Raw genomic sequence first — 14,481 nt, forward strand, 5'->3', positions numbered from 1 at the left:
ACTTAAAAGGAAATTATAAAATACATTTATCGATATAAGTATAAAATCTATTTTCAGTTTTTAAATCGTATAACAAAACAGGTAGTCTAGAAATTTTCATTTCCAAACTACCTGTTTTGTTGGTTTAAGTATATTTACTTCTGTATCTTAATCAAATCCAAGACATCTCTTGGATTCCCTACATCGACACTAACAACTCTTGCTTGATCTAAAATATTCTGTGTCAGTTGTCTGATTTTCTCTGGATCATTCGCATTTTCTGCCGTCATTTGCCAATGGCTAGGAACAGGATAAACCGTTATCGTTCCATTATGATTACTACTATAAGTGACATTGCCATCCGCCATTGCGGCACCTGAAAGTGAAATAACATCGGTTGGATAACCTACACTCCCCTTATCATAAAAATCAATCGGTGATCCTGCAGCAATTTTATCTATATGTAACTCCGAAGGTTTCACACCGATCAATGTCAGCCATACACGAGCATATTCAATCTGATCATCTGAATAACCAAGCAATAGTTTATCGTCTCCTGTCGCTTGTTCTACGGCTTTATTTGTATCTGCTTTAGCTTTTTCTATTGCTTTATTGACTTCTTCTTCAGCAGCTTTTTGCTGGTGCGTTAAAGCGCTGATCTGACCTTGAGCATCGATCATGGCTTTCATTAAAATTAATTTTGCAGTAAATGTTGTTTTCAGTTCTTCGTTTTTAACCTTTTCAATTTCTTGATTTAAAATATCATAGTCGCTTTGTTGGACCGTTTCTTTTGGTATATTTCCGTCAAAGGATTCATTGAGTAATTTTTTGATTTTCTCTACTTGATCTACTTGCTCTGTGGCATTTTTAAGGATAGAGTCGATAGCTTCGTTCCATTTTCCTTTTAGCTCTTTATTTTCTGAAACTGTATCGTTGACTTCGGTAATTTTTCCTTTCGTCAAGTCTACTGTAATCGGCAGTTCATTTTTGATTTTGTCTCCTTTGATTGCGTGTTCTTTTGAGCTGAACAATTCATTTGTTTCAGTCTGTATCTCTAATTTAGTATTCGCCAAAGTAATCTTTTTCTTTAAATTTTGAATAGTCGTTTCTGCTGTATTGGCGTTTATTTTCTTGTCATATTCACTTTTTAATTTTTCGATTTCTGTTTGTTTCTTTAAAAGCTTATCTTTTATTTCTTTGATCGTCGCTGGTTTTATTTCTTTGCTTAGAAAATCTTCTTTTTCATCAAAAAGTGCAGTGACTTCTTTATAAAGAGCGCCATCTTTTGTTGTTTCTTTTTCAATAGTCGTTATGTTATCTTGAGCTGTGGCGATCTTTTTCTTTTCCTTTGCTTGTTGCTGAAACACAATGACTCCAATAACAATTCCTACAAGTGCTACTACTCCAATAGAAATCCCCAACACTTTTTTCTTCATTTTCTATCCGCTCCTGTTTATTATTTTTTATCCCTATAGTTATTTTAGCATATTTATCTATTCTGTCATTTTAAGTTCAAAAAAAATGTATAGATAATAAAAAATAAGAGCCATCATTAGATGATAACTCTTACTTTAATATAAAATGGATTGCTTATTGCTTAAATTTTATTGTACCTCTTCTTCAAAAGCGATATTACCACTCTTTAACTTGTTCAATGGACCAAACTTTTTTTCTGGAAACATTCTCTTGATATCCTCTTGATAAAACGAACCATCTCTTGGTTCTTCATAATGAATGACTTTGTATCCCTCCTTTTGTTTTTCAAGTGTATAGATCACAGGGAAATTCGAACCGTAAACATCTTGCCCAGATTCATCAAGTCCTAAAACTGTTTGATTGAGATAAACGGTTATACTGTCCTTATCAACATCTTGTCCATAAAAATCTATGACCAATTTAATTTTTTTAACCTCTAGACTAGCTTCTAATGTTTCAGAATTAAAATAGGTTTCTGCTTTCATATAATTAAAGATTGTTTCTCCGTATTTTTTTCGTTCTGATTTGCTAACTGAGTCAACATTGTCAGCTTTGGTTCGAAACATTAAGCCGATTAATACTAGAATAACGCATACCGCTACTTCCCCTATTATCTTTTTCATTGCCTTTTTCTCCTTCGTGTTTTTATCCCTTCATCCTATCCTTTCACTGCCTTTATCCTCAATCTTCGATAATCTGCTTCCCAATGATCCTCGTTCCACAATTTTGACTTCAAATCTCGCTCCATATTCTCAAGAACCTTGTCTTTCTGCTCTCCAGACAATTCCTCCAACTCAGCAGCATAAAATTGTTCCATCCACTCGTTCAAACCAGATTTCCCACCTTTAAGCGGAGTCGGCCGTTCATATTCTAAAATCTCCACAACCTCAAAATGATTCTTTTCTAGCAAAATCCGATAATCCTCAACAGACGTAAAGCAAAACGGCTCCTCAAAAGGTACACCTAATGTATTTAACTCACGCCCAAAAGCTTCTCTAATCATCTGAACATTTCCAACTGCACCAAACTCACAAATCAACTGCCCTTTCATGTTTAGATGTTCACTGATATTTTTCAATAACAACTCTTGATCAGGAATCCAATGAAAAACAGCATTTGAAAAAGCGACATCATACAGTCCAATTTGAGCCGAGGGATTTAAAATATCCTCCTGTAAAAAAATCAAATCAGGATAACTTTCTTTTGCTTGATTGATCATATTTACCGACTGATCAATTCCCGTCACTTCATGCCCAAGTTCCGCCATTTGACTCGTTAATGCTCCCGTCCCACAGCCGATATCCAACACTTTTTTCGATTCTTTCGGCAATAATTCCAACAAGCCAGCACCATATTTAAAAACAAAATCATGTGTCGTATTGTATTTTTTTGCATCCCATTCCATTGATTTCACGCTCCTAACGATGTAATGAAAAGAAGGATGTGGGACAAAAGTAAAAAGCACTTTTGTTTCACACCCTAAATATGAATAAACGGTGGGAGCAGAAGCAACCCCCTCGGAAATAAGCTGAAATTCACAAAAATTTGAAGATCAATTTTCGTGAATTTCTTCTTATTTCCGAGGGGTTAAACACTCCTGTCCCAACCTCACTCTTACTATTTCCTATTGCCAATACGCCGGAATCTTCGCTTCATAAGCCGCAATTTCAGCATCATGCGTCAAACTGATAGCAATATCATCCAATCCATTGACCAACTTATGCTTCCATGTTCCGTCGATCTCAAAAGAATATGTCCCATTTGGCGTGATCACTTGTTGGGCAGGCAAATCGATCGTGATCGTTTCATCCGCTTCAAGACCTGCCAAGGCATCCAACTCATCATGTTTCAACACGATCGGTAGTAAGCCATTTTTCGTGGCATTCATGTAAAAAATATCACTAAAACTTCCTGCAATAACCGCTCTAAACCCATAATCATCCAACGCCCAAGCCGCATGCTCTCTTGATGAGCCTGAACCAAAGTTATCACCAGAAATCAAAATTGTCGCCTCTTTGTATTGTGGTTCATTCAAGGTAAATTCTGGGTTTGGTGTACGGTCTGGCAAGTAGCGCCATTCATCAAATAAAAATTCGCCAAAACCTGTTTTTTCGATTCGTTTTAGAAATGATTTTGGAATGATTTGATCCGTATCGATATTGTCATTCATTAGTGGAACCGTGGTTCCTGTATGTTGTGTAAATGCCTCCATTATGCACCAAGCTCCTCTCTAATGTCTTTAAATGTTCCTTCGATTGCGGCTGTTGCCGCCATCGCTGGGCTGCAAAGATGAGTTCTTGCCCCTTTGCCTTGGCGTCCTTCAAAGTTTCGGTTAGAGGTTGAAGCACAGTGAACGCCTGCTGGTACTTGGTCTGGATTCATGCCTAGACACATCGAGCAACCTGGTTCTCGCCATTCAAAGCCTGCTTCGGTGAAGATTTTATCCAAACCGATTTTCTCTGCTGCTTTTCTTACTGGTCTTGAGCCAGGTACGACGATTGCCGTAATGCCTTCTTTGACTTTTTTGCCTTTTACGATGCGAGCCGCTTCTTCCAAATCAGATAGTCGACCGTTGGTACATGAACCGATAAAGACATAGCCGATTTCGATATCTGATGGACGTTGACCTGGTTTTAGATCCATGTAGTTATACGCACGTTCATCGTTCATATCTTTGATTTCTGGGAAAGTTCCCGTGATCGGGATGCCCATTTCTGGATTCGTGCCCCATGTAATGAAGGGAACCAATTCATCCGCGTTCAATTCTAGATCCACATCATAGGTTGCGTCTGGATCGCTTGGTAGTTTTTTCCAATCAGCGATTGCCGCATCCATATCTTCTGGTGCATATTCTCTGCCACGCACATATTCAAAGGTTTTTTCATCTGGCGCCATCATCCCCATTTTCGCGCCGCCTTCGATGGCCATGTTACAGATGGTCATGCGTTCTTCCATCGTTAGATTTTCAATCGTTTCTCCGTAAAATTCAACCGCATGTCCGACACCAAAATCAACCCCATATTTTGCGATCAAGGCTAAAATAATATCTTTGGCATACACGCCTTTGGCTAGTTTTCCAGTAATTTTAACACCCATTGATTTTGGCTTATTTTGCCAAATGCATTGTGTGGCAAAAACATGTTCCACTTCACTGGTTCCAATACCGAATGCCAAGGCTCCGAATGCGCCGTGAGTTGCTGTATGTGAATCTCCACAAACGATGATTTTTCCAGGTTGGGTTAAGCCAGTTTCAGGACCCACCATATGGACAATTCCTTGTCTATCACTGCCATTATCGCATAACGTTACGCCGAATTCTTCACAGTTTTTCTGTAAGGCTTCGATTTGTTTTTTTGCCACCAAGTCTGTGATGTTAAAGATATCTTGTGTGGGAACGTTATGATCCATTGTCCCAAAGGTTCTATCTGGTCGGCGAACTTTTCGGCCTGCTTCTCTTAGACCTTCAAAAGCTTGTGGCGAGGTGACTTCATGGATCAGATGAAGATTGACGTATAATAGTTGTGGTTCGCCAGCAACGCCTGATACCACATGTTGTTCCCAAAGTTTATCAAATAGTGTTTTTCCCATGTTAAGCACCTCTCAATTCTGTTATTACAGCTTCGGTAAAGTCTGTTGTTGTGGCTTTACCCCCTAAATCTGTTGTTAGGATTCCTTGATTCATGACACGATCACAAGCCTCCTCAATTTTCTTCGCTGAATTTTCTAAGCCAAATGATTGACGTAACATCATCGCAGCGGACAAGATCATCGACATTGGATTGGCGATATTTTGATTGGCGATGTCTGGCGCTGAACCGTGGATTGGTTCGTATAACGAAGGCCCTGATTCACTATGACTGGCGCTTGGCATCATGCCGAGTGATCCTGGAATCACTGATGCTTCGTCACTCAGGATATCGCCGAATAGATTTTCTGTGACGATCACGTCAAAGGCTTTTGGTTTTTGGATCATGACCATTGCCGCTGAATCGACTAATTGGTGTTCTAATGTACAATCTGGAAATTCTTGTGCCACTTCTTCTGCTGTTTGACGCCATAATTTGCTTGTCGCTAGTACGTTGGCTTTATCAACAGATGTGACTTTTTTATTTCTAGTTTGAGCGATTTCAAAAGCTTTTCTGATGATACGTTGGATCTCAGCTTTTGAATAGGTACATAGGTCTGAAGCTTTTGTTTCGCCTAGTTGTTTTTCGCCAAAGTAGATGCCACCTGTTAGTTCACGAACGACTACAAAATCAACGCCTCGAACGTTTTCTTCTTTTAATGGAGATAAATGAACCACTGCATCAGGTACGGAAATTGGACGAATATTGGCAAAAAGTCCTAAGGCTTTTCTTAGACCTAGTAAACCTTGTTCAGGTCGTTTTGGTGCATTGTCCCATTTTGGACCACCGATCGCACCTAGTAAAATTGCATCGGCTTTTTCACAGGCTTTTAAGGTTGAATCTGGTAAAGGCTCCCCTTGTTCATCGATGCCTGCGCCGCCAAAGGCAAAATGTTCAATATCAAAATCCAGATTATCTTGTACCATGATTTCTGCTACAATTTTTAGTGCGCTATCCATAATTTCTGCTCCGATGCCGTCGCCCGGCAATGCTACGATTCGTTTGCTCATTAAGCTTTCCCCACTTCTTTTTGAAATTGTTCACTGGCTTTGACATAGGCTTTCGCTGACGCTTGTAAAACATCAAAATCGATGCCGATGCCGTTGAATTGTTTATTATTTTCTGTATCGGCTAAAGTTACATGGACTTCAGCTTGGGCATCTTCACCGCCTGTAATGGCTTTGATGTAGTACTCTTGTAGTTCAGGTTTTTGGACGAAAATTTTATCGATCGAGTTATAGATTGCTTGGATACTACCAGAGCCGATCGCTGATTCTGTTTTGCTTTCGTCTGCTCCTGTATTGATGGAAACGATCGCTCCTTGGCTGCCGTCAGAAACGTATTGTAATTGGACACGTTCCAAACGATAATCTTCACTACATTCTTGGGATTGTCCAACCATTAGCGCGATCAGATCTTCTTCTGTGACTTGTTTCTTTTTGTCAGCTAGCGATTTGAAGCGTTTGAAGGCATCTTTTAGTTCGTCTTCGGTTAGTTGGTAGCCTAGAGCGTCCATTTTAGTCGCAAACGCATGGCGTCCTGAAAGTTTGCCTAGTGGCAATGAGTTTTCGTTTACCCCAACAAGTGACGGTGTGATGATTTCGTACGTATCTGGATTTTTCAACACGCCATCTTGATGGATGCCTGATTCGTGAGCATAAGCATTCGCTCCAATAATTGCTTTATTTCTTGGGACAGCCACGCCTGATAGACGGCTGACGAGATCGCTGGTTCTTTTGGTTTCATTCAATGTGATATTGCTTTGCGCTTCGTAAAAGTCTTTTCTGATATATAGTGCCAAGGCTACTTCTTCAAGTGCGGTATTGCCAGCTCGTTCGCCAATACCGTTGATTGTTCCTTCTACTCGACGTGCACCATTTTCGATGGCTGCTAAGGCATTGGCCGTCGCCATTCCTAGGTCATCGTGACAATGAGAAGAGAAAATAATTTCTTCGTCGCTTTGAATATTTTCGATTAGAAATTTAAATAGTCCGCCGTATTCTGTTGGGTTGGAATAACCTACTGTATCAGGAACATTGATGATCGTCGCTCCCGCATCGATGGCAGTTTGAACGGCTTTTAGTAGAAATTGTTTGTCAGTTCTCGTTGCATCTTCTGGTGAAAACTGGACTTTATCAAATTTGGTTTTAGCATAGCTGACATGTTCTTTAATAGAAGCAATCACTTCATCTGGTGTCATTTTTAGTTTGAATTCCATGTGAATTGGACTTGTTGCAAGGAACACATGGATTTGTGGGTGCTTGGCATTTTGCAAGGCTTCATGAGCGCGATCGATGTCAGCTTTTTGGCACCGTGCCAGACCTGCAACGGTCATTTTTTCGGCATTTTCTGCGATGGCTTTGACTGCTTCAAAATCACCGACTGATGCGATTGGAAATCCCGCTTCGATCGTATCAATGCCCCATTTTTCTAGTTGTTTTGCGATTTGGACCTTTTCTTTGGTGTTGAAATTTACACCAGGTGTTTGTTCGCCGTCTCTTAGAGTGGTGTCAAAGAATTGGATATTGTTCATTGTTCATACTTCCCTTCAAATTCTTCATTTTTTAATTACATTTAAATTTTTCTATAAAAAAAACACCCCACGATATGGGATGCTTTGTCATCCCGTTCATGCAATGCGAAAACAGGACTCTCAACGTCTGATAAGAAAAAGCTGTGTTACAGCTGGTTTCTAGAAATCAGTGTGATGAGTCCTTCAGTAATAATAAGAATGTAATTGTCGTTGTTTGCTTGTTCATCTTCTTCAACATCCTTTATTGTCAGAATTTTTGAATAATTCAAACTATAGTGTTAAAGATACAGAACTTTTAAATCAAAGTCAATAGTTTTATGAGAATTTTTTTAAGAAAAGCTGAATTTCACCATTCTAGACATAGAACAAAAAAAGAGCCTCAGGCTCTTTTTACCCGAATAAACGGTGGAAGCAGAAGCAATACCTTCTTATTTCTCGGGATTAGACGCTTCCGTCCCAACCTCCTTATGGGTTTAGTTTTCCAAACAAGCAAATTTTTCCAACAAACGAATCATCTGACAGACAAATCCATATTCATTATCATACCAAGCAACGGTCTTAACGAGCTGAACATCCCCAGTTGTTGTTACTTCCGTTTGTGTAGGATCAAAAATCGCACCCGCTGTTGAACCAATCACATCACTAGAAACGATTTGTCGATCATCATAGTTAAATGATGGGTTGTCTACTGTGTGTTTTTGAATAGCTTCATTTACTTGTTCAGCTGTAACGTTTGTTTTTAAAATAGACACTAATTCTGTCAAAGAGCCTGCAACAACCGGCACTCGCTGTGCATGACCTTGTAATCGTCCATTTAGTTCAGGAATAACTAAACCAATGGCCTTCGCTGCACCAGTGGAATGAGGAATCGTATTGACTGCGGCTGAACGAGCAGCACGTAAATCTCCTCCTCTGACTGGGCCATCTAACAACATCTGTGTTGAAGTATAAGCATGAATTGTCGTCATTGTGCCAACTTCGATACCAAATTCATTATTTAGATGATGCGCCATCAATGCTAAACAGTTGGTTGTGCAAGATCCTGCAGAAATAATCGTGTCTTTTGAAGTCAATAGATCATCATTGACATTATAAACAATCGTCTTCATATCTCCTGCAGGAGCCGAAACTAGGACACGTTTTGCCCCAGCGTCTAAATGTGCTTGTGCTTTTATTTCCGAAGTGTAAAACCCTGTGCACTCCAAAACAATATCTACGCCTTGTTCTTTTACCCAATCTAGCTGACGTGCATCTGCTTGTGCGTATATCTTAATTTCTTGACCATCCACGATGATTCCATCTTCTGTTGCATTAACTTTACCATTATATGCTCCATGAGTTGAATCAAACTGTAATAACTGAGCCAACATTTTAGGACTAGTCAGATCATTGATCGCTACTACTTCAATTTGATCCGATACCTCTTTGATTCTGCGAAACGCTAAGCGACCAATACGTCCAAATCCATTGATTCCTACTTTTATTGTCATATTCCTATTCCTCCTCTTTTTCTATTCAATTGCTAATTCAAAAAATTTATAACCAAAACGTTGGATATTTTCTATTATCATTTAGGTTATTTATAATCAAAGCAATTATTACTATAACCAACGAACCTACTAACACAGGTGTAAATAAAAAATTCCAGCCAGTCTGGCTCATCATAACAACTAACGGATCTGCTCCAGCTGGCGGGTGAGTGGTTTTCGTCAGCATCATGCACATTATCGCCAAACCAACAGCTACCGCAATCGAAGCCGCTGAATTGCCAAATAATGTCTGACATGCTAGTCCTATAAACGTTGAAATAAAGTGTCCCCCAATAATGTTTCTTGGCTGAGAAAGTGGCGCATCCCATACACCAAACGCCAAAACACAACTTGCTCCAAATGGGGCCATTATCCAATTCCATTCGGTTTTTTCAGTCAGAATGATTAGACTAAAAATAACAATAAAACCTCCTATAAAACCTAGAATTGCGGCTTTTAAATCCACTTTTAACGGTGAACGTTCAGCTGTGATTATTTTTTTTAATACTCTCAAAAAACTAACCTCCTTTAAAACCAATTATAGGTTAGTCATAACTAACCTGTCAACAACATTTTTATAAGTTAGTTATTAGCATTAATTTTTGACTTATGATAAAATCATATTTAGTTAAAGAGGAGGGAGTCTTTTGTCTCATCATTTTCCAGATGTATCTGATTGTTTGCTATTAGATTTCATCAACACAAAGATTTCAAAAAATGGAAAAATCACTGAATTAATTCACTCAAAAAATGATTTATCCAGCTGGTTTGATCATGAAATTAAAAAAAATAATCATTACTCTTATCAATTAATGTTATTTAAACACTATTTTGAGAAGGTCGATGATATTTCATCAATTATTGCTTTTAGAGATTCGCTTCATGAACAATTATCTACACTGATTATTGGGGAAAACATCCAAGATGAACTGTTACATTTAATTAAATCAACGACAAAAGCTCATCCTTTCAGCGTAGAACTCATAAATGATGCCTTATCATTCACACCAATAACGATCGATCGCCATTCGTTTGAATCACTGATTTTGCTAGATTTAGCTCAGTTTATTTCTAATGGCGATATTCACAAACTAAGTCGCTGTAGTAATCCAGAATGTGTCCTATTATTTGTAGATCGTACCGGACGTAGAAAATGGTGTTCAATGAAAATTTGTGGAAATCGTCATAAAGTGGAAGCATTTGCAAAAAGAAAAAAGCAAGCTTCAAATGAGGCAATATAGCAAAAAAAGTGAGACAAAACGTTTGTTTGTTTTGTCTCACTTTTTTGCTATATTTTTTCTAGTGCCTGCTCTAAGTCTCCCAGAATATCATCAATATTCTCGATTCCGATCGATAAACGAATTAATTCTGGTGAGGTTCCGGAAGCTTCTAATTCTTCTTCACTTAACTGTGAATGTGTTGTTGACGCAGGATGAATGATCAATGATTTTGCATCACCTACATTAGCTAATAGTGAAAATAGCTCCACATGATTGATCAAGTTTTTACCTGCTTCGGCGCCACCCTTGACACCAAATGTGAAAACTGAGCCCGCACCTTTTGGTAAATATTTTTCCGCCAGTTCATGATATTTATTATCTACTAATCCTGGATAATTGACCCATTCGATTTTAGGATGTTTTGCTAAAAATTCAGCAATGGTCAAAGCGTTCTCGACATGACGTTCTAATCGCAACGATAACGTTTCTAAACCTAGAATCAATAAGAAACTATTGAATGGCGAAATTGCTGCTCCTGTATCTCTTAATAATGAGACTCTTAAACGAGTGATATAAGCTGCTGCCCCGACATCTTTTGTATATGAAAGTCCGTGATAACTTGGATCTGGATCCACTAATTTGGGGTATTTTCCATTGGCCCAATTGAACTTGCCTGAATCAATAATGACGCCTCCCAAAGCAACGCCATGCCCGCCAATAAATTTTGTTGCGGAATAAACGACGATATCAGCGCCAAAGTCAAACGGACGGTTTAAATAAGCTGTTGCAAAGGTATTATCGACGATCAATGGCAGCTCATGTTTATGTGCGATTTCAGCAATGGCTTCTAGATCTGCCACATTCGTGATTGGATTCCCAATTGTTTCTACAAAAATCGCTTTGGTATTTGCTTTGATTGCTTCTTCAAAATTACTTAACTGATCTGGATCCACAAAGGTTGTCGTGATCCCAAACTCTGGTAATGTATGAGCAAATAAATTGAACGTCCCACCATATAACGTGGAAGCTGAAATGATATGATCCCCACTACTTGCGAGATTCTGGATTGCATACGTGACAGCTGCCGTTCCAGAAGCTACTGCTACCGCTCCAACACCGCCTTCTAATTCATTCAAACGATCTTCCAACACAGCTGTCGTAGGATTTGTGATCCGTGTGTAGATATTTCCTGCTTTAGATAAAGCAAACTTCTCGGCTGCATCTTGCGTGTCGTCAAATGTGTACGAGGTTGTTTGGTAAATTGGAACAGCTCTTGAATTCGTCTCTTTGTCTGGTGTGTGTCCACCGTGGATTTGGATCGTTTCAAATTGATAGTTAGTGTTTGTCATTATGCTTCATTCCTTTTCTATTTTTTATTTTATTTATTATTTTTGCGTTGCTGACGTACATGTCACCTTCTTGCATAATGACCCCCTCTTTCTATTATTCTCATTAAAAAGGAACAAAAAAAGTCGCCCCCTACTAGCATTATGCTAGCAAAGGGCGACTGTCGCGGTACCACCTTTATTGGAATAAATTTCCATCTCGATCCAAACGCCGAATTGCTTCTTGATTTGGTGCCTTGTTAACGGTAGCAGCCGTAAAAATCAAACTGATTTTTTCCTCTCCAAGATCATTTTCGACAAGGGATCATTGCTTCCTTTCACCAAATGAAAGCTCTCTGCTTCTGGCTGAATCAAAACAATCAGCTAGATTCTAATGTCTGCTTGTGTACTCTTCTTTTCAATGAGTTTTATTATTAAAACCAATATTAGAACATCCTCATTTTTTTGTCAACTTTTTTCTTTTATTTTCATTTTTTCTAAATATTTCTTGGTAATTGAGTGTCCTATTTCTCTTTCTTTCCATTTTTTATTATAATTAGAGAAATTGGAGGTCGATTTAATGTCAACGAATAATGAAAAAGTGGAATTACTTTTGTCTTATCTATCTGAGATTCACACGAAAAGCTTAACGTTATATGATTTAGTCACTAGCCGCCCACGCCCTGAGGATACGCGTATTCTTTTGAATATCAACGAAGTATTCACTTATTATCACAGTGTACGTGTTTTTTACTACAGCAATAGTGAGCTGAATGCATCAGAGGTTCACCCATTTTTTAAAGCCTTTGAAGACTTTTATTTTGAATTAAAACAAGTCTTTTTCCTTGAAGATGAAGATAGCATCCTACTTTATAATAAGTTAACTGCTATGAAAGATTCGTTTGAGCAGTTGACGAATGATTTTAATGTTTTATAATAGAGTAGACAACAGGTAAAGAAGGTGCCCAAATGGATCAAAGCGAAGTTGTAGATCGCTTGCGCGAAGAATTGGAAATTCCATTTTTTAATGGAACAATCGAAGAACGTGAATACACAGAAGCAGAATATCAAAAGATCAAAGCAGATCTTGTTCAGTATTTTGATGATTATGTTCGTAACGTGGAAAATTAACCCAAATGGTTGCAACACAATTTAAAGAGTTAAAACAGAACTTAAACGTTTTGTTTTAACTCTTTTTCGATTGTTTACAACTCTTTTTTTCTTTTTATGTCAATTAACAAATCATTTATTATTTGATAATTATTCGCTAATTGATAAAATAACCTAACAATCGATGCGATACAATTTTATAAAAAATATAATCCAAATAATAGCAATCTTCAATAATAAAAAACAAAAAACCACCGGCTGAAAAGGCCGATGGAAAAGGAGTATTACTCAATAAGAGTAAAATGAAAAATAAAAAGGTTGTTGTTGGTATGAATATATAATACAACACATTTTTTCCTTTGTCTACTAAAAATAACATTAAAATGAAATTAAACATTGCTTTTTTTTGTCATTATTTCATTTATTTTTTTATTTTTTCAATAAAAGATTGCTCATCCGTGTAATTGCGAATGAAATATCATCTGTTGCTTTATCTTGTTTTTCTTCTGAGTTATTGAACAATTCAACATCTATGCCTTTTTCAGGATCTAACGATAGTATCATTTCATTACATCCAGCTAAATATTCAATATATGAACGTTCGAATTTTTTATGAATCCCCATCACGCGTGCTGGCGGGCGTAATTGAGACACTTTTTCCAACATTGTTGTGTATTCTTTCGTTCCATCTTGGAAAATGCGTTGAATTTCAGCAATTCTTTCTGGTGCCAACTCAGTTACTTTTCCTTCATCGATCGCTTTACGAACTTCTTCGTAATAATCGTTCATTTTTTCGCCGACTTCTTCGGTTTCTTTTACAATATCATTGATGTTTTGAACATAATAACCTAAATTTGGTTTCACTGTCTTTCCTACTTTCTTTTAGTAATCACTCAATTTTACACTTTTTCATGGGTGGATGACAAGAAGAATCTGCAAAAGTAGCTTTTTCTGTCAATTTTAAGATAAAAAACGGCAAACATTTTTTCTGTTTGTCGTTTTTTTACCATTTTATTTAATTTCATCACTTGTTTGGATAATTTTAGAAATCATTCCATAATCTTTGGCTTCGTCAGCTGACATCCAGAAATTACGGTCTGTGTCTTTTGAAATTTTTTCATAGGTTTGGCCTGTCGCTTCAGCGATCAAACGGTTTACACGTTCACGCATGCGGATGATTTCTTTGGCTTCAATTTGAATCTCTGTGCTTTGCCCTTGAACGCCGCCAGCAGGTTGATGGATCATATAACGCGTATTTGGCAAGCTGTATCTGTTCTTCGCTTCAGCAGCTAAATAAATCGTAATACCAGCACTTGCAACCCAACCGGTTCCAATTACGATCACTTCTGGTTTCACAAATTTGATCATATCATGGATTGTATCTCCGGCTTCAACATGTCCGCCTTGGCTATTAATGAAAATCTTGATTGGTTCATCTCCCATTGCTGCAAGCAATAGTAATTGAGAAGTAACTTCTCGAGCTAGGTCTTGATTAATTTCACCGTAGATCAAAATTGTTCGTTCTTCAAAAAGCTTTTTCATAAACGCATTAGGTTGTTGTTTTTCTTCTGTTTCTTCATTTTCATCTAAATAGTTCATAATTGATAACCTCCATAGTTTAAAGCTACATATCTATATTAATAATACCGTAATTTGAAAATTTGTCCACTTTTTTGACTTGTT

General features: G+C 37.7%; 15 protein-coding genes. 3 read left to right on the plus strand and 12 right to left on the minus strand.

Annotated elements, in window-relative coordinates:
- Window positions 1-134: 134 nt before the first annotated feature.
- The 9 genes from RV15_RS16235 to RV15_RS16275 all read right to left on the minus strand — a co-directional run bounded on the left by RV15_RS16235 (window position 135) and on the right by RV15_RS16275 (window position 9,657).
- A complete protein-coding gene (locus tag RV15_RS16235; protein WP_071879056.1) occupies window positions 135-1,415 on the minus strand; it encodes a hypothetical protein in 1,281 nt (426 codons plus the stop codon).
- A 168-nt stretch (window positions 1,416-1,583) separates the two neighbouring features.
- Window positions 1,584-2,078 carry a hypothetical protein gene (locus tag RV15_RS16240; protein ID WP_071879057.1) on the minus strand — a complete coding sequence of 165 codons (495 nt, stop codon included), beginning with the start codon at window positions 2,076-2,078 and terminating at the stop codon, window positions 1,584-1,586.
- A gap of 35 nt (window positions 2,079-2,113) precedes the next feature.
- A complete protein-coding gene (locus RV15_RS16245; RefSeq protein ID WP_071879058.1) occupies window positions 2,114-2,860 on the minus strand; it encodes a class I SAM-dependent methyltransferase in 747 nt (248 codons plus the stop codon).
- A gap of 219 nt (window positions 2,861-3,079) precedes the next feature.
- The gene (gene leuD, locus RV15_RS16250; protein ID WP_071879059.1) at window positions 3,080-3,667 is read right to left on the minus strand and encodes a 3-isopropylmalate dehydratase small subunit; all 588 of its coding nucleotides are present in this window, start codon (window positions 3,665-3,667) and stop codon (window positions 3,080-3,082) included.
- On the minus strand, window positions 3,667-5,043 hold the full coding sequence (gene leuC, locus RV15_RS16255) for a 3-isopropylmalate dehydratase large subunit (RefSeq protein WP_071879060.1): 1,377 nt from the start codon (window positions 5,041-5,043) through the stop codon (window positions 3,667-3,669). The genes leuD and leuC overlap by 1 nt, the downstream gene beginning before the upstream one ends.
- Before the next feature lies 1 nt (window position 5,044).
- On the minus strand, window positions 5,045-6,091 hold the full coding sequence (leuB, locus tag RV15_RS16260; protein WP_071879061.1) for a 3-isopropylmalate dehydrogenase: 1,047 nt from the start codon (window positions 6,089-6,091) through the stop codon (window positions 5,045-5,047).
- Window positions 6,091-7,614, minus strand: coding sequence for a 2-isopropylmalate synthase (locus RV15_RS16265; protein WP_071879062.1), 1,524 nt, complete (start codon window positions 7,612-7,614; stop codon window positions 6,091-6,093). Before RV15_RS16265 ends, leuB begins: the two co-directional genes overlap by 1 nt.
- Window positions 7,615-8,087: 473 nt before the next feature.
- Window positions 8,088-9,104 (minus strand): type I glyceraldehyde-3-phosphate dehydrogenase, encoded by a 1,017-nt coding sequence (gap, locus tag RV15_RS16270; RefSeq protein WP_071879063.1) that lies wholly within the window; start codon window positions 9,102-9,104, stop codon window positions 8,088-8,090.
- Between the two features lie 46 nt (window positions 9,105-9,150).
- Window positions 9,151-9,657 (minus strand): HPP family protein, encoded by a 507-nt coding sequence (locus RV15_RS16275; protein ID WP_245791411.1) that lies wholly within the window; start codon window positions 9,655-9,657, stop codon window positions 9,151-9,153.
- Between the two features lie 133 nt (window positions 9,658-9,790).
- On the opposite strand from RV15_RS16275, the gene RV15_RS16280 reads away from it, so the two are divergent.
- The gene (locus RV15_RS16280; RefSeq protein ID WP_071879065.1) at window positions 9,791-10,384 is read left to right on the plus strand and encodes a CGNR zinc finger domain-containing protein; all 594 of its coding nucleotides are present in this window, start codon (window positions 9,791-9,793) and stop codon (window positions 10,382-10,384) included.
- Window positions 10,385-10,431: 47 nt separating this feature from the next.
- Here RV15_RS16280 and RV15_RS16285 read toward each other — a convergent pair whose 3' ends face one another.
- On the minus strand, window positions 10,432-11,712 hold the full coding sequence (locus RV15_RS16285) for an O-acetylhomoserine aminocarboxypropyltransferase/cysteine synthase family protein (RefSeq protein WP_071879066.1): 1,281 nt from the start codon (window positions 11,710-11,712) through the stop codon (window positions 10,432-10,434).
- Window positions 11,713-12,268: 556 nt separating this feature from the next.
- Here RV15_RS16285 and RV15_RS16290 point away from each other — a divergent pair.
- Window positions 12,269-12,625, plus strand: a complete 357-nt coding sequence (locus tag RV15_RS16290) for a hypothetical protein (protein WP_071879067.1) — start codon at window positions 12,269-12,271, stop codon at window positions 12,623-12,625.
- A gap of 32 nt (window positions 12,626-12,657) precedes the next feature.
- Window positions 12,658-12,819, plus strand: a complete 162-nt coding sequence (locus tag RV15_RS18785) for a hypothetical protein (RefSeq protein ID WP_086312285.1) — start codon at window positions 12,658-12,660, stop codon at window positions 12,817-12,819.
- Window positions 12,820-13,227: 408 nt separating this feature from the next.
- Here the strand turns inward: RV15_RS18785 and RV15_RS16295 are convergent, their stop codons facing one another.
- Together RV15_RS16295 and RV15_RS16300 are read right to left on the minus strand one after the other, a co-directional pair.
- Window positions 13,228-13,662, minus strand: a complete 435-nt coding sequence (locus tag RV15_RS16295; protein WP_071879068.1) for a hypothetical protein — start codon at window positions 13,660-13,662, stop codon at window positions 13,228-13,230.
- A 147-nt stretch (window positions 13,663-13,809) separates the two neighbouring features.
- A complete protein-coding gene (locus tag RV15_RS16300; RefSeq protein ID WP_071879069.1) occupies window positions 13,810-14,397 on the minus strand; it encodes an ATP-dependent Clp protease proteolytic subunit in 588 nt (195 codons plus the stop codon).
- Window positions 14,398-14,481 lie beyond the last annotated feature (84 nt).

Origin of the sequence: Enterococcus silesiacus (genome assembly GCF_001886225.1) — a bacterium.
In the GTDB taxonomy this organism is placed as follows: Bacteria; Bacillota; Bacilli; order Lactobacillales; family Enterococcaceae; genus Enterococcus_L; species Enterococcus_L silesiacus.

Bases quoted from the DNA above. Each gene is read 5' to 3' on its own strand.
- RV15_RS16235 (WP_071879056.1), bottom strand. From the start codon at position 1,415: ATGAAGAAAAAAGTGTTGGGGATTTCTATTGGAGTAGTAGCACTTGTA.
- RV15_RS18785 (WP_086312285.1), top strand. From the start codon at position 12,658: ATGGATCAAAGCGAAGTTGTAGATCGCTTGCGCGAAGAATTGGAAATT.
- RV15_RS16290 (WP_071879067.1), top strand. From the start codon at position 12,269: ATGTCAACGAATAATGAAAAAGTGGAATTACTTTTGTCTTATCTATCT.
- leuB (WP_071879061.1), bottom strand. From the start codon at position 6,091: ATGAGCAAACGAATCGTAGCATTGCCGGGCGACGGCATCGGAGCAGAA.
- RV15_RS16265 (WP_071879062.1), bottom strand. From the start codon at position 7,614: ATGAACAATATCCAATTCTTTGACACCACTCTAAGAGACGGCGAACAA.
- RV15_RS16245 (WP_071879058.1), bottom strand. From the start codon at position 2,860: ATGGAATGGGATGCAAAAAAATACAATACGACACATGATTTTGTTTTT.
- leuC (WP_071879060.1), bottom strand. From the start codon at position 5,043: ATGGGAAAAACACTATTTGATAAACTTTGGGAACAACATGTGGTATCA.
- RV15_RS16285 (WP_071879066.1), bottom strand. From the start codon at position 11,712: ATGACAAACACTAACTATCAATTTGAAACGATCCAAATCCACGGTGGA.
- RV15_RS16300 (WP_071879069.1), bottom strand. From the start codon at position 14,397: ATGAACTATTTAGATGAAAATGAAGAAACAGAAGAAAAACAACAACCT.
- gap (WP_071879063.1), bottom strand. From the start codon at position 9,104: ATGACAATAAAAGTAGGAATCAATGGATTTGGACGTATTGGTCGCTTA.
- leuD (WP_071879059.1), bottom strand. From the start codon at position 3,667: ATGGAGGCATTTACACAACATACAGGAACCACGGTTCCACTAATGAAT.
- RV15_RS16240 (WP_071879057.1), bottom strand. From the start codon at position 2,078: ATGAAAAAGATAATAGGGGAAGTAGCGGTATGCGTTATTCTAGTATTA.